Below are 20,015 nucleotides of genomic sequence, written 5' to 3'. Positions count from 1 at the left end.
TGGCCCGCACCTTCCGGTGCGGGCCACCCGACCCCCAGTGATCGCGTATCCGCTGACGCGGACCCGATGAGTTGAACGTCCCGGTCCCCCAACCGGGACGTTCAAAAGATTGCCGTAGCGCGCTGTCGTATCGCTGACGCGGCGATGACTCGTGCCGTCAGCGCTCGCCCTAGGCTGTACCCGGCGAGGTACGACGAGGGGACGCGAGCGGATGGGGTCTGGGCCGTGGTTCGGTCTTCTCGGCCCGCTTGAAGTGCGCATACAGGGTGAGCCGGTGCCCGTGCGGGCCGGGAAGCACCGCGCGCTGCTGGGTGCGCTGGCCCTCCGCGCGGGCCGCGTCGTCTCAATTGGCGAACTGGTGGCGTTCCTCTGGGGCGAGGACCCGCCGGCGCGCACGCGCGGCACCCTCCAGACCTACGTCATGCGGCTGCGGCAGCTGCTCGGCGACCCCTCGCTGATCCGGACCACCTCCGACGGCTACCGGTTGGTCGTGCCGCCCGAGCGGGTGGACGTGCACCGGTTCACCGCCACCGCGAGCCGGGCGCGGCAGGCCGCGCGGTCCGGGCGGCTGACCGAGGCGGCCGACCTCTACGCCGAGGCGCTGGGCCTGTGGCGCGGTCCGGCGCTGGTGGACGTGCCCTCCGACGCGCTGCGCGACGACGAGGTGCCCCGGCTGGCCGAGCGGCTGCTGGTGGCGCAGGAGGAGCGCATCGACGTCGAGCTGGCGCTGGGCAACCACGAGCGCGTGGTCCCGGTGCTGCGGGCGCTGACCGCGGACCACCCGCTGTGCGAGCGGTTCTGGGCGCAGCTGATGATCGCGCTGTACCGGGGCAGCAGGCAGGCCGAGGCGCTGGAGGCGTTCCGGCTGGTCGACCGGGTCCTCGACGAGCAGCTGGGCGTCGAGCCGGGCACGGCGCTGCGCGAGCTGCACCAGGCGATCCTGGTGGGCGACCCGAGCCTGGCCGCCCCCGCCGGGCGGGTGGCGCCGGACGTGCCGGACCAGCTGCCGCCCGAGGTGCCCGGGTTCGTGGGGCGCGCCGAGCCGGTGGAGCGGATCTCCCGGCTGGTCGCGCCGGACGGGGCGCGCACCGCCGTGCCGATCGTGGTGGTCTCCGGGGTGGCGGGCGTGGGCAAGACGGCGCTGGCGGTGCACGTGGCGCACCGGCTGCGGGACCGGTTCCCGGACGGGCGGCTGTACGTGGACCTGCGCGGGTACGCGGCGGGGCCGCCGACGCCGGTGGTCGAGGTGCTGACCCGGTTCCTGCGGGCGCTGGGCGTGCCTCCGGAGCAGATCCCGGTCGACCCCGACGAGCAGAGCACGCTGTTCCGGTCGCTGCTGGCCGGGCGGCGGATGCTGCTGGTGCTGGACAACGCGGCCGCGCCGGACCAGGTCCGGCCGCTGCTGCCGGGGGCGGCGAGCTGCCCGGTGCTGGTGACCAGCCGGGACGACCTGCGCGGCCTGATCGCCGTCGACGGCGCCCGCCGGGTCGGGCTGGACGTGCTGGAGCCCGCCGAGTCGCTGGCCGTGCTGGGGCGGTCCGGGCCGGCGGCGGAGGAGCTGGCGCGGCGGTGCGGGCACCTGCCGCTGGCGCTGGCCGTGGCGGCGGCGTCGGTCGGCGGCGGGTCGGTGGCGCGCTACCTGGAGCGGTTGGCCGACCGGGACCCCCTGCACCTGGCCCACGACGCCCTGCCGCCGGCGGCGCGGCGGCTGTTCGGGCTGCTGGGCGTGGTGCCGGGACCGGACTTCACGCCGGAGGCGGCGGCGAGCGTCGCGGACGTGCCGGTCGACGTGGCGGCCTCGCTGCTCGACCGGCTGGCCGAGGCGCGGCTGGTGCGGTCGGTGGGCGGCCGGTACTCGTTCCACGACTCGCCGGCCCGGTTCGCCGCCTCGGTCGAGGGGGACGTGGCGGCCGCGCGCCTGCGGCTGCTGGAGTTCTACGTGCGGGCGGTGGACCACTGCGCCGACCTGCTGTACCCGGACCTGATGCGGCTGCCGTCGGCGGGGGTGGACCCGACCGGGGTGAACCCCACTGGCGCGCCGCCGACGGGAGTGGACCCGGTTGGGGTGGACACGGCGGCGCGGGCACGGGCGTGGCTGGACGCGGAGCGGGCGAACCTGGCCGCGGCGATCCGGTCGGCGGCCGAGCACGGGCCGGCGGCGGTGTCGTGGCGGCTGGCCGACGGGCTGCGCGGGTACCTGTGGATCGGCAAGCACGTGACCGAATGGCTGCTGACCGCGCAGTACGGGATGGACGCCGCGCACGAGCAGCGGGACGTGGCGGCCGAGGCGGCGATGCACCAGAACCTGGGCACGCTGCACTGGCGGGTGGGCGACTTCGCCAAGTCGATCGCGCACTACACGCGGGCCGTGGAGCTGCACCGGGTGACCGGCGACCTGGCCTCGGAGGCGGGGGTGCGCGGGAACCTCGGCCTGGTGCGGCTGGAGTCGGGCGACCTGGCGGCGGCGCGCAACGACCTGGAGACGTGCCTGGCGCTCAAGCGCGAGGCGGGCGGGCCGCGCTCCGGCGAGACGGGGGTGCTCACCGGGTTGGGGGTGCTGGCCGTCGAGACCGGCGAGCTGGCCGAGGCCGTGGACCTGCTGGGCGAGGCGCTGGCGGTCAGCGTGGAGCACGGGTTGCGCGGCAGCGAGATCACGGCGCTGACGCTGCTGGGCGTGGCGGCGCAGTCGATGGGTGAACCGCAGCGCGCGCTGTCGCGCCTGGCCGACGCGGTGCGGTTGGCGACCGAGGCCGGGTTCCGGGAGGCGGCGGCCAGGGCGCTGGAGGTCACCGCCTCGGTCCGGCTGGACCTGGGCGAGCACGCGGAGGCGCTGGACCTGGCGGACCGGGCGCTGGGCGAGCTGCGCGAGGGCGGTGACCAGCGGATCACCACGAACGTGCTGGTGGTGATGGCGTCGGCGAACCGGGGCCTGGGTTCGCTGCGCGCGGCGGACGGGCAGTTCCAGCAGGCGCTGACCAAGGCACGCCGGATCGGCTACCCGCCGGGCGAGGCGCGGGCGCTGGTGGGCCTGGCCGGCGTGCGGCGGCTGCTCGGCGAACCGGCGGAGGCGCGGGCGCCGGCCGAGCAGGCCGTGACCCTCACCGCCCGCCTGGGCTTCCGCCTGCTGGAACGGGCGGCGCGCACCGAGCTGGCCGCCGTGCACCGGGCGCTGGGCGACGACCTGGCCGCCGCCGCCGAGACCGACCACGCCGCCCACCTACCCCCCTGACCGCGCGAGTCGAACACCCGGGACCACCGTGTCGAACGCTCAGGACCCCCGAGTTCCACGTTCGCGTCGTCTCGCGGGGTGCGTGAACGTGGAACTCGGGGGTCACGAGCGTTCGACACGGTCGTCCTGAACGTTCGACTCGCGGGGTCAGGAGTTGTTCGGGTCCGCGGGGTCCTCGGTCAGGGGAACGGCGCGGAGCTGGTCGGCCACGTCCGCCGGGTCGGCTTCCAGGACGTCGGCGGGGGTGGCGTCGTGACCGACGGCGGCCTCCTCGTCCAGGTCGGCGTCCTCCGCTTCGGGCACGGCGGGGCGGAGCTGGTCGGCCGCGTCGTTCGACGGCGTCTCCGGGCTCATCGGTGGTCCTCCCAGGGTGCGCGGGGATGGGTTGCTGCCAACGTAGGCGGCGGTGGGTGCGCCCGCACCTCGTGGTGCGGCCGCGGCCCACTCCGGGGGAGGCAGGCGACCCGGCTCAGCCGTTGATCAGGCCGGCCAGCCGGTCCGCCAGGGCGTCCCACCGCCAGTTCCGGGTGACCCACTCGCGGCCGGCCTCGCCCATCTTCGCCGCGGTACCGGGGTCGGCCAGCAGGTCGGCCACCGCCCCGGCCACCTCCGCCACCCCGCGACCGTCCACCACGCGCCCGGTCACGCCGTCCAGCACCGTCTCCGGCGCGCCGCCCGACCGGCCCGCCACCACGGGCAGCCCGCTCGCCGACGCCTCCAGGTACACGATGCCCAGCCCCTCGACGTCCAGGCCGCGGCCCCGCGTCCGGCACGGCATGGCGAACACGTCACCCGCGTTGTAGTGCGCGGGCAGCTCCTCCCACGGCACCGAGCCGGTCAGCACGACGTGCTCCGCGACCCCCTCCGACACCGCCAGCCGCTCCAGCCTCGCCCGGTACGGCCCGCCGCCGACCACCAGCAGCGCCGCGCCCGGCACCCGGCGGCGGATCTCCGGCAGCGCCCGGACCAGCACGTCCTGCCCCTTGCGCGGCACCAGCCGGGACACGCACACCACCACCGGCCGGTCACCGAGGCCGTGGCGGGCGCGGATCTCGGCCCCCGCCGCCGGGTCCGGCCGGTAGACCGAGGTGTCCACACCGGACGGCAGGTGCTCCAGCGCCGCCATCGGCCCGAACGCCGCGGCGAACCGGGAGCGCGTGTACCGGCTCACGAACGTGACCACGTCCACACCGGACCCGATCCGGCCCAGCGCCTGCCGCGCGCCCGGCAGCATCGACCAGCCCACCTCGTGCCCGTGCGTGGACGCCACCACCCGCTCCGCGCCCGCCGACCGCAGCCACGGCGCCGTCAGCGCCAGGGGCGCCGCCGCCCCGAACCACACGGCGTCGCAGCGCTCGCCGCGCAGGACGTCCGCCGCCCGCCGCACCACGTCGGGCGTGGGCAGCATCAGCGTCCCGGGGTGCCGCACCACCGGGAACGGCTGCGCCGCGTCGAACTCCGGGTGCGAGCCGGCGGGCGAGCTCCACGACGGCGCGTACACCACCAGGTCCGGCAGCCGCACCGCCAGGGCGTGCAGGTAGGACTGGATGCCACCGGGCCGGGGCGGGAAGTCATTGGTCACCAGGAGGGTCCGACGCACGCGCACACGTTACGGGAACGTCGCCGCCAGGTACCCGCGCCAGCCCTCGACCAGCTCCGCGACGCCCCAGCCGGTCAGCTCCGGCAGCAGGTCGTCCACCTCGGACGCCCGCGCCCGCGCCAGCCGCCGGTACAGCTCCACCAGGCCCGGCTCGCCCAGCACCGACGCCAGGTACGCGGTGAGCGACCACGCCTGCTGGTAGGCCAGCTCCAGGTCGGGCCCGCGGAAGTCCTCGTCCCGGGGCAGCCCGGTCGGCGGCGCCTCCCGCACCGCGGCGGCCAGCAGCGGCGCGGCCCGCTTCGGTGGCACGTCGCTGTTCCGGTAGCCCACGTAGTCCGCGAACCCCTCCAGCAGCCACATCGGCGCGCCGTCCACGGTCTCGCCGCGCACCGCGACGTGGGTGATCTCGTGCCGCAGCAGCACCCGCAGCGCGATCGGCGACAGCGCGCCCGCGCTGTCCGGGTTGAGCACGACCCGCTGGCCGCGCGCGGTGCGCGTGGCGGGGTCCACCCGGTCGGCCACCGCGACGCCCGCGATCGCCCCGGTGGCGAACCCGGGTCCGACCAGCGCGCGCATCTCCTCGACGCCGGAGGGCACCAGCACGGCCACCTGCCGCGCCCACGCCTGCCCCCACACCTCGGTGACCGCGCGCACCGCGCCGTCCAGCTCGGCCAGCGCCCGCCGCGCCAGCACCTCGCCGCCGGGATGGCTGAGCACGAACCCGCCCGGCCCGCGGTGCACCACGCAGGGCCCGAAGTCCCACGGCCCGCGCCAGGTGCGCCTGCCCAGCGGTTCCAGCGCGGTGTCGGAGTTGAGGTACCAGCGGTCGCCGCGGCGGGTGAACAGGTAGGCCATGCCCTGGTCGCTGGGCTCGACGTCCACGCCGCGCAGCCGGTAGGACAGCCGCACGCCCGGCGCCCACGCCTCGTCGGCGGGCGGGGTCGGTTCGGCGGGCGGGGTCGGTTCGGCGGGCGGGGTCGGCGAGGACAGGTCCGTGCCGTCGTCCCCCAGCCGGTACCCCCACTCGGCCAGCGGCACGGCGGCGAGGTTGTGGAACAGGTCGCGCTGCCGCTGCCGGAACCCGGCGTCGGCCAGGGGGTCGAGGTCGGCGGTGAACGCCGCCTCGTCGCGGGCCAGCAGCGCCGCGGCCCGCCGGTCGAGCAGCGACCGGACCTCCGCCGCGCGCGCGGGCGCGGTCTCGGGCTCGTCCGGCACCGCGGCCGCGGTCAGCCCGCCCAGGAAGGTCAGGACGACGAGCAGGGCCAGCGGCGTCCGGTAGCGGCTCATGGGCCGGGAGGAGGTGTCGGCGGGACCATCGACGTCCAGGATGGCCCCGCCGGACCCGTCTGTCAGCCCGCGATGCGGCGCATCGCGTAGATCTGGCCGGGGTTGTTCAGCGGCACGACCTTCACCGGCACGCCGTCGGTGGAGGCGTGCACGACGTTGGCGTTGTCCACCGCCATGCCGACGTGCATGCCGCCGTTGTAGATGATCAGGTCGCCGGCGCGGACCTCGGCGCGGCTGACCGCGCGGCCCGCGCCCGCCTGGCCCTGGCTCGTGCGCGGGATGCTGACGCCCGCCGCAGCGTAGGACTTCATGGTCAGGCCGGAGCAGTCCCACACGCTGGGGCCGGTCGCGCCGTACTGGTACATGTCGCCGATTTGCTGGAGGGCGAACTGGAGGGCGGCGCCCGCCGAGCCCGCGGGCACGGTCACGTTCGGCACGCTGCCCACCGACTGGAGCGTGGTGCGCTCCTGCGCGGTCAGCCGGTCGAGCTGGACCTTGACCTCGGACTTCTGCTTGTCCAGGTCGTTCTTGCGCGCCTTGATCTCGTCGGCGATGCGGATCGCCTCGTCGGTCGCGGCCTGCGCGTCGGTCTGGGCCTGGGAGGCTTCCTCGCGGGCGTTCTCGGCGGCGTCGACGGCGCCGGAGAGCCTGCTGAGCGCCTCCTCGTTGTCGGAGGCCAGCACGCCCAGCGCGGACATGCGGTTGAGGAAGTCCTGCTGGGACTCCGCGACCAGCAGCGCCGACAGCTGGCTGAACCGCGCGCCCTCGAAGGACGCCTCGGTCAGCTTGTCGACCTGGCCGCGGAACTCCTCCTCCGCGGCCTTGGCCCGCGCACCCTCGTCGGTGGCCTGGGCCAGGTCCTGGTTGGCCTGGTCGAGCTTGCCCTGGTTGAGGTCGCGCTGCTCCTCGGCGCGCAACAGCTCCTCGTTGAGCTTCGTGGCCTGCTCGGCCAGCTCGTTGTACTTCTTCAGCGCCTCGGAGGCGTTCGCTGGGGTGTTCGGCTGAGCTCCGGCCGGTACGGGCAGAGCGCCCACCGCCGCAGCGGCCACCGCCGTGGCCGCCATCGCCCCGCGCAGTCCGCGCTTGAGTCGTTGCGACGCCACAGTCGCGTGTGTCTCCTTCGTGATGAACCGCCTACCGGTCCGGGCACGTGCGCGTGCCCGACAGCTCAGCTCCACGTTTCCGGCACGGCTCCCCGACAGGCCGATGCGGCGGTGAACTCGCGCCACCGTCCAGGATGGTCGGCGGTCTGCCACGAGGTCTCGGCTAGGTTACGAAAAGTGAGTCCAGTCGTCCACTAGCGGGGGGTGTAAAACGGCAAGAGTTCACGTCCGGTCGCAAATTGCCGCCCTCTGACCTCTTAGTGTGACCCCCGGTGGTGTTAAAAACACGATCTGTGTCATACCCGGACCAGACGCGCCAGGAGCACCGCGGAGGGCACCGGGTGGGCGCCCCGCCGCCGGACGGAGTCCGCGACGGCCCGGTCGGAGGTGACCACGACCACCGGACGGCCCTCCGGCTCGGCGGTCACCAGCGCCCGGATCACGTCGTCGGCCAGCACACCGGGATCGCTGAACAGCACCCGCACCCCGCGCGGCGCGGCCGCCGGCACGGCCACCACGCCCGCGCCGTCGAACACCAGCGTCACCTCCGCGCCGGTGCGCGCCCCCAGCACGGCCAGCTGGTGCACCAGGCGGTCGCGCTGGTCGGACAGCGACAGCTCCGGGTAGCCCGTCTTGGTCACGTTGTAGCCGTCGACGATGAGGTGGACCGCGGGCAGCGCGAGCAGCCGGTCCAGCGCCGCCGGGTCCTCCACCCGGCCGACCACGCCCTGCGCCGCGCTGGCGCCCCGGACGAGGTCCGCCGGGCGCGGTCCCGCACCGCCCAGGGCCAGTTCGCGGCGCAGGCCGTTCACCGCGCCGTCCAGGGTGTCCACCAGCAGCGCCAGGCGCACCTCGTCGGCCTGGCGCGCCTCCTTGGCGGACTGGCGCGCCACCTCGGCGTCGGCCACGGCCCGCTGCGCCTTGGCGCGCTCGGTCTCGGCGCGCTCGCGCTCCCGGTCGCGCTCGGCGGACAGCCTGCGCACCTCGGCCCCGGCCTCCGCGCGCACCCGCTCCACCTCGACCGCCGCCGACTCGGCCCGGTCCTTGGCCTCGCGCAGCCGCACGCCCTGTTCCCGCAAGCGCTTGCGCAACCGCTCCAGCTCGACGTCGGCGCCCTGGCGGACCTGGTCCACCGCGCCGTCCAGCTCGGCCCGCTCGGTCCGCAGCCGCTCCAGCTCGTGCTCCAGGCGCTCGACGCGCTGCGCGGCGGCGTCCCGCTCGGCCCGCAGCGCCGCGTCCGCCCCGCGCCGGGCGACCAGCTCGACGAAGTGGTGCGCGACCTCCTCGCCCTGGAGCACCGCCGCCGCGCCCGCCGCCACCGGGTCCGGCGAGGTGACCTCCAGCGAGGCCGGCCGGTTGCGCTGGAGCCACTCCACCACGGCCGCGCGGAAGTTCGCCGACGACCGCAGCCCGGCGATGAGCGCCCCGCTGCCGAGCCGGGCGCGCTTGGTGGGCGCGAACCGCGCCACCGCCCGCAGCGACTGCGGGACGTCGACCTTCGCCAGCCCGCCCAGGGCGTCGGCGCTCAGCTCCGACAGCCGCGCGCGCAGCGGTTCGGGCAGCGCACTCCAGTCCACAGTGGACTCGACGGGCTCGGCCGGGTCACCGGTCTCCGGCTCGTCCAGGGGCGCGGTCGGGTCTTGCACCCGTACAGGCTACGGCCCACCCCACCCATTCACCGATCCGGTAACACGAGGGATCACCCTTGACTCCCAGTACCGATCCACCGCCGGTCGGCTCCCACGATCGGGGAGTCCCCGACACCGGCCGCCCCCGCACGCCACCACCCGTGATTCCCCCTCCTCCCCCGCCCCGTTCCCCCGGTTGTCGGTGGTGGCGGCTACCGTGCCGAGCTGATGACCAGTCAACTCACGTTCGACGAACTGGGCACCCCGCTCCGCGAGATCACGTTCGTCGTGTTCGACCTGGAGACCACGGGTGGTCGGGCGGGCGAGGACGCGATCACCGAGATCGGCGCGGTCAAGGTGCGCGGCGGGCGGGTGATCGGGGAGTTCGCCACCCTGGTCGACCCCGAGCGGGGCATCCCGCCGCAGGTCAGCGCCCTGACCGGGATCACGCAGCTGATGGTCACCGGTGCGCCGCGGCTGACCACCGTGCTGCCCGCGTTCCTGGAGTTCGCCGCCGGCGCGGTGCTGGTCGCCCACAACTCGGGCTTCGACGTGGGCTTCATGAAGGCCGCCTGCGAGCGCCACGGCTACGCCTGGCCCAAGGCCACCGTGGTCTGCACGGTGCGCCTGGCCCGCCGCGTGCTGACCCGCGACGAGGCGCCCAGCTGCCGGCTGTCGGCGCTGGCCGCGCTGTTCGGCGTGGCCGAGCAGCCGAACCACCGGGCGCTCACCGACGCCCGCGCCACCGTCGAGGTGCTGCACCGCCTGCTGGAGCGGGTGGGCTCGGTGGGCGTCCACTCGCTGGAGGAGCTGCTCGCCTACCTGCCCGAGGTGACCGCGGCGCAGCGGCGCAAGCGCACCCTGGCCACGGACCTGCCCTCGACCCCGGGCGTGTACCTGTTCCGGGGCCCGTCGGAGGAGGTGCTGTACATCGGCACGGCCTCCGACCTGCGAAGACGCGTTCGGCAGTACTTCACCGCCAGTGAGGGCCGCAAGCGGCTGCGGGAGATGGTCGCGCTGGCCACGCGGGTGGACACGGTCGAGTGCGCCCACCCGCTGGAGGCCGAGGTGCGGGAGCTGCGGCTCATCACCGCGCACAAGCCCGCCTACAACCGGCGCTCCAAGAACTCCAAGGGCGTGTGGTGGCTCGTGCTGACCGACGAGGCGTTCCCGCGCCTGTCCGCGGTCCGCGCGCCGCGCGACGGCGCGTTCGGCCCGTTCCGGTCGCGTCGACTGGCCGAGGCGACCGCGGAGGTCCTGCTGGAGGCCGTGCCGCTGCGGGCGTGCGCCCAGCGCATCCCGGCGCGCAACCCGTCGGGCACGCCGTGCGCGCTCTACGAGCTGGGCCGCTGCAAGGCGCCGTGCGCGGGCCGGCAGTCGGTGACCGGGTACGGCCCGGCCGCCGACGCGTTCCGCCGGCTCGTCGCGGGCGTCGACACGGAGCCCCTGGCCGTCCTGGCGGCCCAGCTGGACGCCCTGGCCGAGGCGCACCGCTTCGAGGACGCCGCCCAGCGCCGCGACCGGGTGTCGTCCCTGGTGCGGGCGCTGGACCGGGCGCAGCGCCTGGCCGGCCTCGCCGCCCTGCCCGAGCTGGTGGCCGCCCGGCCCGACGGCTCGGGCGGCTGGGAGTTCGCCGTCGTCCGGCACGGGCGGCTGGCCTCGGCCGGGGTGGCGCGGCGCGGCGTGCGGCCGATGCCGGTGGTGGACGCCCTGGTGGCCGGGGCGGAGACCGTGGTGCCGGGCGCCGGGCCCCTGCTCGGGGCGCCGGCCGAGGAGGTGGGCGTGGTGCTGCGCTGGCTGGACCGCCCCGGCACGCGCCTGGTGCGCTGCGACACCCCGTGGGCCTCGCCGGCGGGCGCCGCCGGCTCGTGGCGCGGCTGGGTCACCCTCGCCGACGCCGGTCGCGACCAGTACCGGGACGCGGGCCACTAGCATGTGGACGGTCGAGACCCCCGACCGAGGAGGACCGCTGTGATCACCGCGATCGTGCTGATCCAGGCCGCCGCCGACACCATCCCGGACGCGGCGCAGGCGATCGCCGACATCGAGGGCGTCACCGAGGTCTACTCGTGCGCGGGTGACGTCGACCTGATCGCCCTGGTCAAGGTGGCCCGGCACGAGGACCTGGCCGACCTGGTGCCCGGCCGCATCTCCAAGGTGCCCGGCGTGCTGAACACGGACACCCACATCTCGTTCCGCTCGTACTCGCGCCGCGACACCGACGCCGCCTTCTCCATCGGCCTGGAAGACGCCTGACCAATCGCGAGTCGTACGCCCAGACCCCGCGTGTCGTACGTCCAGACCCCCCGAGTTACACGTTCAGCCCGCGCGAGTCGTACGCCCAGACCGCGCGAGTCGTACGTTCACGACCACCGTGTCGAACACTCAGGACCCCCGAGTTCAACATTCAGACCCGCGCCGCGGTTACCGGCGAGTAACCGCTGACCAGGCACGGAGCGACCTGAATGTTGAACTCGGGGGTCCTGAACGTACGACACGGTGGGCCTGGGCGTACGACTCGCGGTGGGTTGACCTAGGGCCCGGCGGCCCCCTGGGTGAGGGGGGCGCCGGGCCCTCGGTGGTGCGTGGTCAGTCCTCGGGCTGGGCCGGCTTGCCGGCCAGTTCGCCCGCGGCCTTGTTCTCGCCGCTCAGCGCGTCGTTCGAGGAGACGCCCCGCTCGGCCCGCGCACGGGCCAGCGCCGCGGTCTCCTCCGGCGCGTCCGGGGTCAGGAAGCTGCCCGGCACCGGGTGCCCGGCCGACCCCAGCTTGTTCATCTTCTTCGGCACCGGCGCGGCCTGGTACTCCAGCGGCAGCGGGTGGCCGTGGCCGTCCACCGGGCCCAGCGGCTGGTGGACCTCGATGAACTCACCGTGCGGCAGGCGCTTGATGATGCCGGTCTCCACGCCGTGCTCCAGCACCTCGCGGTCGGCCCGCTGGAGACCGATGCAGAGCCGGTAGGTGAGGAAGTACGCCAGCGGCGGCAGGAGCAGCAGCCCGATGCGGCCCATCCACGTCGTCGCGTTCAACGAGACGTCGAACTTGTACGCGAAGATGTCGTTCGCGCCCATGACCAGCAGCACCATGAAGTACGTGATCGCCATGGCGCCGAGCGAGGTCCGGACCGGCACGTCGCGCGGGCGCTGGAGCAGGTTGTGGTGCGCGTAGTCCTTGGTCAGCTTCCGCTCGATCCACGGGTAGGCCGCCGCGATGCCGGTCAGCAGCGGCAGGCCCAGCATGAACGGCAGGAACGGCTCCGGCACCGTGTAGTTGCCCAGGTAGAGCTCCCACGCGGGCCAGATGCGGACCAGGCCGTCGGTCCAGCCCATGTACCAGTCGGGCTGCGAACCGGCCGAGATCTGCGCGGCGTTGTACGGACCGAGGTTCCAGATCGGGTTGATCTGGAACACGCCGCCCATGATCGCCGTGACGCCCACGACGATGGCGAAGAAGCCACCGCCCTTGGCCGCGAACACCGGCATGATGCGCACGCCGACGACGTTGGTCTCCTTGCGGCCCACGCCCGGGAACTGCGTGTGCTTCTGGTACCAGACCAGCGCCAGGTGCGCCGCCACCAGCGCCAGGATGATGGCCGGGATGACCAGGATGTGCAGCGTGTAGAACCGCGGGATGATCTCGGTGCCCGGGAACTCGCCGCCGAAGGCCAGCCAGTTCAGCCAGGTGCCGATGACCGGGATCGACAGCAGCAGCGCCGCCATCACCCGCAGGCCGGTGCCGGACAGCAGGTCGTCGGGCAGCGAGTAGCCGAGGAAGCCCTCGATCGCGCCGAGCATGAACAGCACGATGCCGATGACCCAGTTGATCTCGCGCGGGCGGCGGAACGCGCCCGTGAAGAAGATCCGGAACATGTGGACGACGATCGCGCCCATGAACAGCAGCGCCGCCCAGTGGTGGACCTGCCGCACGAACAGGCCGCCGCGCACGTCGAACGAGATCTCCAGCGTCGACTCGTACGCGCGGGACATCGGGATGCCCTGGAGGTTCTGGAACGTCCCGTCGTAGATGATCTCCTCCATGGAGGGATCGAAGAACAACGCCAGGTACGTGCCGGACAGCAGCAGGATGATGAAGCTGTAGAGGGCGATCTCGCCCAGCAGGAACGACCAGTGGGTCGGGAAGACCTTGTTCAGCTGCTTCCGCATGCCCGAGGCCATGTGGAACCGGTCGTCGGCCCACTTCGCGGCACCGCCCGCGACCCGGCCGGCCGCCCCTTGCCGCTTGGTCGGCGTGGTGATGCCGCTCATGACTTACGCTCCCAGAACGCCGGACCCACAGCCTCGATGAAATCGCTGCGGGCAATCAAGTATCCATCCTCGTCCACCGTGATCGGAAGCTGAGGAAGGGCGCGGGTCGCCGGGCCGAAGCGCGGCTTGCCGTAGTGGAAGACGTCGAACTGCGACTGGTGGCACGGGCACAGCAGCAGACCGGTCTGCTGCTCGTACAGCGACGCCGGGCAGCCCAGGTGCGTGCAGATCTTCGAGAAGGCGTACAGGTCGCCGTAGTTGAAGTCCTCCTGGCCGGCCCGCTTGACGATCGCCTGACCGGGGCGGAAGCGCAGCAGCAGGACCGGGTTGTCCACCCGCTTGGTCGCGATGATGAGGGCGTGCTCGTCCTCGCGCTCGCTCTCCCGGAACGGGAAGACGGTCATGTAGCCGCCCGCGTCCAGGTCCTCGGGGCGGACCAGCTGCACCTCGTGCGGGTCACCCGTGTAGTTGCGCAGGTAGACCTTCTCGCCGTTCTCCGACTTCCAGCCGGTGTGCCACAGCGAGTCCTTGTTGTCGCTGTCCTTCCACGGGTCGCGGATCAGGCTGCCCAGGGGCAGCGCCGCCACGCCGATGCCGAACACGCCCGCGCCCAGGCCCGCGGTGCGCTTGATGAGCGACCGGCGGGCGATGGTGCTGCGGTCGCCCGCGTCGGCCAGCTCGGCCAGCACGGTCGCCTTGTCCACCTCGGTGGAGCCGCCGTCGTGGCGCTGCTGGACGGACAGCTCCTCGGGGATGAACTTCTTCGTGTAGAGCAGCGCGCCCACGCCCAGCGCCGTGACCGCCAGGCCCAGGGTGAGGCCGATGATCGGCGTGTACAGGCTGTACAGGAAGTGCGCGTCCGTGCGCGGGGTCTCGTACTTCCACGGCCACCAGATGAAGGCGACCAGGAAGGCGATGCCGGCGAGCGCGGAGATCAGGAACCAGAGGGCGACCAGGCGCTCGGCGCGCTTCTCGGCGCGCGTGCCCTTGACCGGCCACCGCTCCTCGTAGTGGACGATCTCCACGCCGTCCATGGTGGTGCCGAGCTTGACCAGCTCGTCCCTGCTCATCGCGGCCAGCTCGGCCTCGCTGGGCAGGTTGGTCGGCTTCTCGCCGCTCATGCCTTGGCTCCGATCCAGAGGGTCACGCCGATCAGGGCGGCGATACCCACGATGAACGCGATCAGACCCTCCGATACCGGCCCGAGGCCGCCGAGGGGGGCGCCGCCGGGGTTGTTGTTCCCGTCGGACACCGACTTGATGTAAGCGATGACGTCCTGCTTCTCCTCCGGCGTGAGCTGCCGGTCGGAGAACTTCGGCATGTTCTGCGGACCCGAGAGCATCGCGGTGTAGATCTGCTCCTCGGTGACGCCCTCCAGCTCGGGTGCGAACTTGCCGGACGACAGCGCCCCGCCGCGACCGGTGAAGTTGTGGCACGCCGCGCAGTTCAGCCGGAACAGCTCGCCACCGCGGGCCGGGTCCTCGCCGCGCAGGTCGGCGCCGGTCTCCTCGGGGGACACCGGGCCGCCGCCGCGGGACTGGATGAACGCGCCGAGCGCGTCGACCTGCTCGGGGGTGAACTTGGCGGGCTTGCGCAGGCCCTGGGCCTCCTGCCGCGCGAGCGGCATCCGGCCGGAGGAGACCTGGAAGTACACCGACGCCTCGCCCACGCCGATCAGGCTCGGGCCGCGGCCCTCGACGCCGTCGAGGTTCTTGCCGTGGCAGCTGATGCAGGTGTTGTTGTAGAGCTGCTCGCCCAGCCGCACCTGCGCCGGGTCGTCCTGCGCCTGCGCGGTCTGCGGCTGCGGCGCCAGGGCGCTGAACAGGAAGCCCGCGGACAACAGCGCGAAGCCCAGCGCGAGCAGGCCCGAGATCCGCCGGCGCAGCTTGGTGCCGCGCTTCCGGGCCCGTGTGGTGTTGGTGGTCATGTGTGCGGCAACCCTTGCTGGTGTGAGTTCGGGGTTCTTGCTGGTCAGGGCACGATGTAGATGACGGCGAACAGACCGATCCAGACGACGTCGACGAAGTGCCAGTAGTACGACACGACGATCGCGGAGGTCGCCTGCGCCGGCGTGAACTTGCTCAGCTTCGTGCGGACCAGCAGGTAGCCGAACGCGATCAGACCGCCGATCACGTGCAGGCCGTGGAAGCCGGTCGTCAGGTAGAAGACCGTGCCGTAAGCGGACGACGGGATGGTCGTGCCGTGCTCGACCAGCTCCATGTACTCGTACGCCTGGCCGCCCACGAAGATCGCGCCCATGATCAGCGTCAGGAGGTACCAGCGGCGCAGGCCGAAGACGTCACCCCGCTCGGCCGCGAACACGCCCCACTGGCAGGTGAACGACGACGCCACCAGGATGGTGGTGAACACCAGGGCGTAGGGCACGTTCAGGTGGGTGGGCGCCGGGGGCCACGGGCCCTCGTTCTGGGCCTTCACCGTGAAGAACATGGCGAAGAGCCCCGCGAAGAACATGAGCTCACTGGACAGCCACACGATCGTGCCGACGCTGACCATGTTCGGGCGGTTCAGCGAGTGCACGCGCTGGCCGATTGAGGGCGCTGCCGTTGTCACACGACGCATTATTGCTTGCAGGTTTTCGCCCCGCCCATCGGGTCCGGGCGGGTGCGCTGGTCATCTGGGTCACACGGGCGGTGGAGCGGTCATGGGGTTGTTGAGCCGGTTGCGGGACCGACTGCGCGGCGGGGGTGAACCGGCCCTGCGGATCGATTCACCGGGACTGGTGGTGGTCGTCGAGGCGTTCGACCTCGCGGAGGCCGACTCGGCGGCGCTGGCGCGGTCGCCGGGGTGGCGCGCCGAGGAGCCCGCAGTGCTGCGCCACCACCTCGAACTGCCCCCTGACCAGGTCGAACGGGCCCGGGAGCTGCTCACGCCGGACGGCTGGGAGCTGCGCGTGGGCGAGCGCGTGCACGCCCTGCGGGTGCAGCGGCTGGACGCGCTGCACTGCGCCCAGGAGCGGGCCCGGATGGCGGGGCTGGCGCAGCGGCTGGGCGGCGACTGGATCGGGTGGGATGCGCTTCAGGTCACAGCGGGTCAGCCGGATAGCATCTGAGCCACCTGCACCCGACCCGCCGGAGGACGCGCAGATGAGCACGCAGAAGACCCGGATCCTGGTGTTCAGCCACCGCCCCGAGGTGCGTGAGACGATCGTCACCGCGGTGGGCCGCCGTCCCGCGCCGGACCTGGGCCGCGTCGAGTACGTCGAGGCGGGGGCGGTGGCCGACGTCCTGTACGAGATGGACAACGGCGGGATCGACCTCGCCATCCTCGACGGCGAGGCGCAGCCGACCGGCGGCATGGGGCTGTCGCGCCAGCTCAAGGACGAGATCACGGACTGTCCCCCGATCGTGGTGGCGGTCCGACGCAAGGACGACCGCTGGCTGGCGACGTGGTCGCAGGCGGACGCGGTGCTGGTGCACCCGCTCGACCCGCTGGCGGCCGCCGAGACCGTGGCCGAGGTGCTGCGCTCGACGGCGTTGCCGGCAGTGCGCGGTTGACCACCGTGGAGCGCACCTGGCCGTTGCTGCTGAACCAGCTCCTCGCCGGGGCCGACCTGTCCGAGGAGGACACGTCCTGGGCGATGGACCAGGTCATGACCGGGGCCGCGACCCCGGCGCAGGTGGCGGGCTTCGCGGTGGCGCTGCGCGCGAAGGGCGAGACGCCCGAGGAGGTCGACGGCCTCGCCAAGATGATGCTGCACCACGCCCGCCGGTTCGAGGTGCCCGGCCGGGCGGCGGACATCGTCGGCACGGGCGGTGACCACTCCGGCTCGGTGAACATCTCGACGATGGCGACGCTGGTCGCCGCCTCCGCCGGGGTGCCCGTGGTCAAGCACGGCAACCGCGCGGCGTCGTCCCAGTGCGGGACGGCGGACGTGCTGGAGGCGCTGGGCGTGGCCATCGACCTGCCGCCGCTCGGCGTGCAGCGGACCGTGACCGAGCTGGGCATCGGGTTCTGCTTCGCGCCGGTGTTCCACCCCGGCTTCCGGTACGCGGGCGCGCCCCGCCGGGAGATCGGCATCCCGACGGTGTTCAACCTGCTCGGACCGCTGACGAACCCGGCGCAGCCCCGCGTGGGCCTGATCGGGTGCGCGCGGGAGAACGCGGCGCCGCTGATCGCGGGCGTCATGGCGCGCCGGGGCAACACCGCGCTGGTCGTGCGCGGCGACGACGGCCTGGACGAGATCACCACCACGACCACGACCGCGGTCTGGGTGGTCGACGGCGGCGAGGTGCGGCGGGACCGGATCGACCCGTCGCGGCTGGGTGTCGCGCCGGCGCTGCCCGAGGACCTCAGGGGCGGGGACGCCTCGGTGAACGCCGAGGTCGTGCGCGAGCTGGTGGGTGGGAAGCCGGGCGCGGTGCGCGACGCGGTGGTGCTCAACGCGGCCGGCGCGATCGCGGCGCACGGCGGGCTGTCCGGCGACCTGGAGGCGGACCTGCTGGCGGCGCTGGGGCGCGCCGCTGCGGCGATCGACTCCGGCGCGGCGGCGGACCTGCTGCGGCGGTGGGCGGCCCGGTCGACGGAGCTGAAGGCGACGCTGGGCTAGGGCCGGCCGGCGGACGACCCGTCACCCCCCGGCCCGCGGGCCCCGAACGGCGGGATCTCGACGCCCGGCAACGTGCCCGAGTGGCGAACTCGGTGCACCCGAGTGTTCGACACGGTGCCCCTGAGTGTTCGACACGGTGCGCACGAGTGTTCGACACGCGGCGGGCGGCCGAGACGCGGAACACCTTTCGACCACGCCGCACGGGGCTGGGTCCATGCTTGGACCATGCTCTACACGGTGATGAAGCGCGTGGTGGCGCCCACGGCACGCCTGGTCTACCGACCCTCGGTCGAGGGGCTGGAGAACCTGCCCGCGACCGGCCCCGTGATCCTGGCGCCGAACCACCTCTCGTTCATCGACAGCGTGGTCATCCCCATGGTGGTCCCGCGCCGCGTCTCCTTCCTCGCCAAGGCCGAGTACTTCGACGGCAAGGGCGTCAAGGGCGCCCTGTCCCGCTACTTCTTCGGCTCCCTCGGCCACGTCCCCGTGCGCCGGGGGGCCGGCCGGGCCGCCAGGGCCTCCCTGGACACCGCCAGGGCCGTGCTGGACGCCGGCGGCGCGTTCGCCATCTACCCGGAGGGCACGCGGTCGCTGGACGGCCGCCTGCACCGCGGGCGCACGGGCGTGGCGCGCCTGGCCCTGGAGTCCGGCGCGCCGGTCGTCCCGGTGGGGCTCGTCGGCACCGACGAGGTGCAGCCGGTGGACGCGCGGCTGCCCCGGGTCCGGCCGGTGACCATCCGGTTCGGCGAGCCGCTGCGCTTCGAGCGCTACGCGGGTCTCCAGGACTCGCTGCCGGTGCTCCGCGCGGTCACCGACGAGATCGTCTACCGGATCCTGGAGCTGTCCGGGCAGGAGTACGTGGACCGGTACCAGAACACCGCCGCGGCCTGACACCCCGCAAGCAGCCCGAACGCGAAGAGGGCCGCCACCCGGACGGGTGGCGGCCCTCTTCGCGTTCGGGGGACCTCAGTCGTGGCTCGGGCCCGTGTGGTACTCGAACACCAGGCCGCCGACCGCGATCAGGACCAGCACGATCGCGATCACCAGCAGCCAGATGTGCCAGAACGCCAGCGCCAGGCCGGCCAGCGCCGCGGCGGCCGCCAGGCCGATCGGCCAGTAGCTGCCGGGGCTGAAGAAGCCCAGCTCACCGGCGCCATCGCTGACCTCGGCGTCCGCGTTGTCCTCCGGCCGCACCTCGATGCGGCGGGCGACGAAGCGGAAGTACGTGCCCACGATCAGGGCCAGGCCGCCGGTCAGCGCGAGCGCCACCGTGCCGGTCGGCTCGACGTAGTCGGTGTCGGCCCAGGTCCAGTAGCCGTACACGACGGCCATCAGGAACGAGAACGCCATCACCAAGTCGAAAATGCGTGCTTCGACCTTCATCGCGGCGTCCTCCTAGTTCCCGCCGCCGGACGCCTGACGCGCGTCCCGGTCGGTGTCGAAGGGCTTGGTGGTCACGGCGTACGGGGTGCACAGCTCGCCGCAGTCCAGCTCGGTCAGCGCCTCGGCCGCCGTGTACGGCTGGCCGGTCGCCTCGTTGGTCTGCTTGCGCAGGTCCATGTACCGGTCGAAGTCACCCTGCTCCAGCGCCCTGACCTCGAAGTTCATCACCGCGTGGTAGGTGCCGCACAGCTCGGCGCAGCGGCCGACGAACGAGCCCGTCCGGTCGATCCGCTCGATCTCGAACGAGTTGTCCTGGTTGTTCTTCTTCGGCTCCGGGAACACGTCCCGCTTGAAGTGGAACTCGGGCACGAAGAACGAGTGGATGACGTCCGTCGACTCCAGGTTGAACCGGATCGAGCGACCCTGCGGCAGCACCAGCAGCGGGATCTCGCCCGGCGTGCCGACGGTGCTCACCGGCAGCTCGGCGTTGTCCTCCAGCTTGTGGTCCGGGTAGCGGAACTCCCAGTTCCACTGGAAGCCGATCACGTCGACCGTGACGTCGGGGTCGTCGGTCTCCCGGATGACGTAGTTCTGCGTCACCGCGGTGAAGTAGAACAGCACGGCGACGATGATCGTCGGCACGACGACCAGGACGATCTCCAGCGGCAGGTTGTAGGCGACCTGGCGCGGCAGTTCCTCGCTCTTCTTGCGGTGGAACGCCACCGACCAGAGGATCAGGCCCCACACGATGACGCCGACCGCGAGCGCGGCGACGACGGACCACGTCCACAGCTCGCGCATCGCCTCGGCCTGGGGGGTGACCCCAACCGGCCAGCCGAAGCGCATCACCTCTTCCGTGGAGCAACCCGTGGCCCCGACGCCGACCAGGCCGACCAGCCCCCCGACCTTCGCCGGCCGGGCTGCCCTGGTGCCCTCCTTCAGGCCCACTGCTCGC

The 20,015-nt window shown here is 73.4% G+C and carries 18 protein-coding genes; 7 read left to right on the top strand and 11 right to left on the bottom strand.

The features are described from left to right. Positions 1-274 precede the first annotated feature (274 nt). Entirely contained in the window at positions 275-3,229 is a 2,955-nt protein-coding gene (locus ACFP3R_RS14055) for an AfsR/SARP family transcriptional regulator (protein ID WP_380636238.1), read from the top strand. A 147-nt stretch (positions 3,230-3,376) separates the two neighbouring features. On the opposite strand, the gene ACFP3R_RS14050 is transcribed toward ACFP3R_RS14055, so the two are convergent. The 5 genes from ACFP3R_RS14050 to ACFP3R_RS14030 form a co-directional block, all read right to left on the bottom strand. Continuing rightward, complete coding sequence (locus ACFP3R_RS14050) at positions 3,377-3,583, bottom strand: hypothetical protein (RefSeq protein ID WP_380636237.1); 207 nt, start codon at positions 3,581-3,583, stop codon at positions 3,377-3,379. 115 nt (positions 3,584-3,698) lie between these two features. Beyond that, positions 3,699-4,829 (bottom strand): glycosyltransferase family 4 protein, encoded by a 1,131-nt coding sequence (locus ACFP3R_RS14045; protein WP_380636236.1) that lies wholly within the window; start codon positions 4,827-4,829, stop codon positions 3,699-3,701. A 9-nt stretch (positions 4,830-4,838) separates the two neighbouring features. After that, positions 4,839-6,116 carry a hypothetical protein gene (locus ACFP3R_RS14040; protein WP_380636235.1) on the bottom strand — a complete coding sequence of 426 codons (1,278 nt, stop codon included), beginning with the start codon at positions 6,114-6,116 and terminating at the stop codon, positions 4,839-4,841. 62 nt (positions 6,117-6,178) lie between these two features. Then, positions 6,179-7,219, bottom strand: a complete 1,041-nt coding sequence (locus tag ACFP3R_RS14035) for a C40 family peptidase (RefSeq protein WP_380636233.1) — start codon at positions 7,217-7,219, stop codon at positions 6,179-6,181. A gap of 296 nt (positions 7,220-7,515) precedes the next feature. Then, positions 7,516-8,865 (bottom strand): NYN domain-containing protein, encoded by a 1,350-nt coding sequence (locus tag ACFP3R_RS14030; protein WP_380636231.1) that lies wholly within the window; start codon positions 8,863-8,865, stop codon positions 7,516-7,518. 210 nt (positions 8,866-9,075) lie between these two features. Here ACFP3R_RS14030 and ACFP3R_RS14025 point away from each other — a divergent pair, with 210 nt between their 5' ends. Continuing rightward, the gene (locus tag ACFP3R_RS14025) at positions 9,076-10,779 is read left to right on the top strand and encodes a DEDD exonuclease domain-containing protein (protein ID WP_380636230.1); all 1,704 of its coding nucleotides are present in this window, start codon (positions 9,076-9,078) and stop codon (positions 10,777-10,779) included. A 39-nt stretch (positions 10,780-10,818) separates the two neighbouring features. Further along, positions 10,819-11,103, top strand: a complete 285-nt coding sequence (locus ACFP3R_RS14020; protein ID WP_380636229.1) for an Lrp/AsnC family transcriptional regulator — start codon at positions 10,819-10,821, stop codon at positions 11,101-11,103. A gap of 333 nt (positions 11,104-11,436) precedes the next feature. On the opposite strand, the gene qcrB is transcribed toward ACFP3R_RS14020, so the two are convergent. The 4 genes from qcrB to ctaE are packed head-to-tail and all read right to left on the bottom strand — an operon-like array spanning position 11,437 to position 15,690. After that, positions 11,437-13,110, bottom strand: a complete 1,674-nt coding sequence (qcrB, locus tag ACFP3R_RS14015; protein ID WP_380636228.1) for a cytochrome bc1 complex cytochrome b subunit — start codon at positions 13,108-13,110, stop codon at positions 11,437-11,439. After that, entirely contained in the window at positions 13,107-14,231 is a 1,125-nt protein-coding gene (qcrA, locus tag ACFP3R_RS14010) for a cytochrome bc1 complex Rieske iron-sulfur subunit (protein ID WP_380636227.1), read from the bottom strand. Before qcrA ends, qcrB begins: the two co-directional genes overlap by 4 nt. Next, a complete protein-coding gene (gene qcrC, locus ACFP3R_RS14005) occupies positions 14,228-15,037 on the bottom strand; it encodes a cytochrome bc1 complex diheme cytochrome c subunit (RefSeq protein WP_380636225.1) in 810 nt (269 codons plus the stop codon). The genes qcrA and qcrC overlap by 4 nt, the downstream gene beginning before the upstream one ends. Positions 15,038-15,081: 44 nt before the next feature. Then, entirely contained in the window at positions 15,082-15,690 is a 609-nt protein-coding gene (ctaE, locus tag ACFP3R_RS14000; RefSeq protein ID WP_380636223.1) for an aa3-type cytochrome oxidase subunit III, read from the bottom strand. An 82-nt stretch (positions 15,691-15,772) separates the two neighbouring features. Between ctaE and ACFP3R_RS13995 the strand changes: the two genes are divergently transcribed. The 4 genes from ACFP3R_RS13995 to ACFP3R_RS13980 all read left to right on the top strand — a co-directional run bounded on the left by ACFP3R_RS13995 (position 15,773) and on the right by ACFP3R_RS13980 (position 18,568). Then, positions 15,773-16,180 carry a hypothetical protein gene (locus ACFP3R_RS13995; protein ID WP_380636221.1) on the top strand — a complete coding sequence of 136 codons (408 nt, stop codon included), beginning with the start codon at positions 15,773-15,775 and terminating at the stop codon, positions 16,178-16,180. Between the two features lie 34 nt (positions 16,181-16,214). Further along, entirely contained in the window at positions 16,215-16,625 is a 411-nt protein-coding gene (locus ACFP3R_RS13990; protein WP_380636219.1) for a hypothetical protein, read from the top strand. After that, positions 16,622-17,677 carry an anthranilate phosphoribosyltransferase gene (gene trpD / locus ACFP3R_RS13985; RefSeq protein ID WP_380636218.1) on the top strand — a complete coding sequence of 352 codons (1,056 nt, stop codon included), beginning with the start codon at positions 16,622-16,624 and terminating at the stop codon, positions 17,675-17,677. The genes ACFP3R_RS13990 and trpD overlap by 4 nt, the downstream gene beginning before the upstream one ends. Before the next feature lie 225 nt (positions 17,678-17,902). Further along, entirely contained in the window at positions 17,903-18,568 is a 666-nt protein-coding gene (locus ACFP3R_RS13980; RefSeq protein ID WP_380636216.1) for a lysophospholipid acyltransferase family protein, read from the top strand. A gap of 75 nt (positions 18,569-18,643) precedes the next feature. Here ACFP3R_RS13980 and ACFP3R_RS13975 read toward each other — a convergent pair whose 3' ends face one another. After that, a complete protein-coding gene (locus ACFP3R_RS13975; RefSeq protein ID WP_380636215.1) occupies positions 18,644-19,060 on the bottom strand; it encodes a cytochrome c oxidase subunit 4 in 417 nt (138 codons plus the stop codon). 12 nt (positions 19,061-19,072) lie between these two features. Further along, positions 19,073-20,008, bottom strand: a complete 936-nt coding sequence (ctaC, locus tag ACFP3R_RS13970) for an aa3-type cytochrome oxidase subunit II (RefSeq protein WP_380636213.1) — start codon at positions 20,006-20,008, stop codon at positions 19,073-19,075. Between the last annotated feature and the right edge of the window lie 7 nt (positions 20,009-20,015).

The sequence above is a fragment of the Saccharothrix lopnurensis genome (genome assembly GCF_042658445.1).
GTDB classification, from domain to species: Bacteria; Actinomycetota; Actinomycetes; order Mycobacteriales; family Pseudonocardiaceae; genus Actinosynnema; species Actinosynnema lopnurensis.
This window is presented reverse-complemented; position numbering and strand designations above follow the sequence as displayed.

What these genes read in the sequence shown, in the direction of transcription:
- ACFP3R_RS14050 (WP_380636237.1), bottom strand. Translation starts at nt 3,583, where the DNA reads ATGAGCCCGGAGACGCCGTCGAACGACGCGGCCGACCAGCTCCGCCCC.
- ACFP3R_RS14040 (WP_380636235.1), bottom strand. Translation starts at nt 6,116, where the DNA reads ATGAGCCGCTACCGGACGCCGCTGGCCCTGCTCGTCGTCCTGACCTTC.
- ACFP3R_RS14025 (WP_380636230.1), top strand. Translation starts at nt 9,076, where the DNA reads ATGACCAGTCAACTCACGTTCGACGAACTGGGCACCCCGCTCCGCGAG.
- qcrB (WP_380636228.1), bottom strand. Translation starts at nt 13,110, where the DNA reads ATGAGCGGCATCACCACGCCGACCAAGCGGCAAGGGGCGGCCGGCCGG.
- qcrA (WP_380636227.1), bottom strand. Translation starts at nt 14,231, where the DNA reads ATGAGCGGCGAGAAGCCGACCAACCTGCCCAGCGAGGCCGAGCTGGCC.
- qcrC (WP_380636225.1), bottom strand. Translation starts at nt 15,037, where the DNA reads ATGACCACCAACACCACACGGGCCCGGAAGCGCGGCACCAAGCTGCGC.
- ctaE (WP_380636223.1), bottom strand. Translation starts at nt 15,690, where the DNA reads ATGCGTCGTGTGACAACGGCAGCGCCCTCAATCGGCCAGCGCGTGCAC.
- ACFP3R_RS13995 (WP_380636221.1), top strand. Translation starts at nt 15,773, where the DNA reads ATGGGGTTGTTGAGCCGGTTGCGGGACCGACTGCGCGGCGGGGGTGAA.
- ACFP3R_RS13990 (WP_380636219.1), top strand. Translation starts at nt 16,215, where the DNA reads ATGAGCACGCAGAAGACCCGGATCCTGGTGTTCAGCCACCGCCCCGAG.
- ACFP3R_RS13980 (WP_380636216.1), top strand. Translation starts at nt 17,903, where the DNA reads ATGCTCTACACGGTGATGAAGCGCGTGGTGGCGCCCACGGCACGCCTG.
- ACFP3R_RS13975 (WP_380636215.1), bottom strand. Translation starts at nt 19,060, where the DNA reads ATGAAGGTCGAAGCACGCATTTTCGACTTGGTGATGGCGTTCTCGTTC.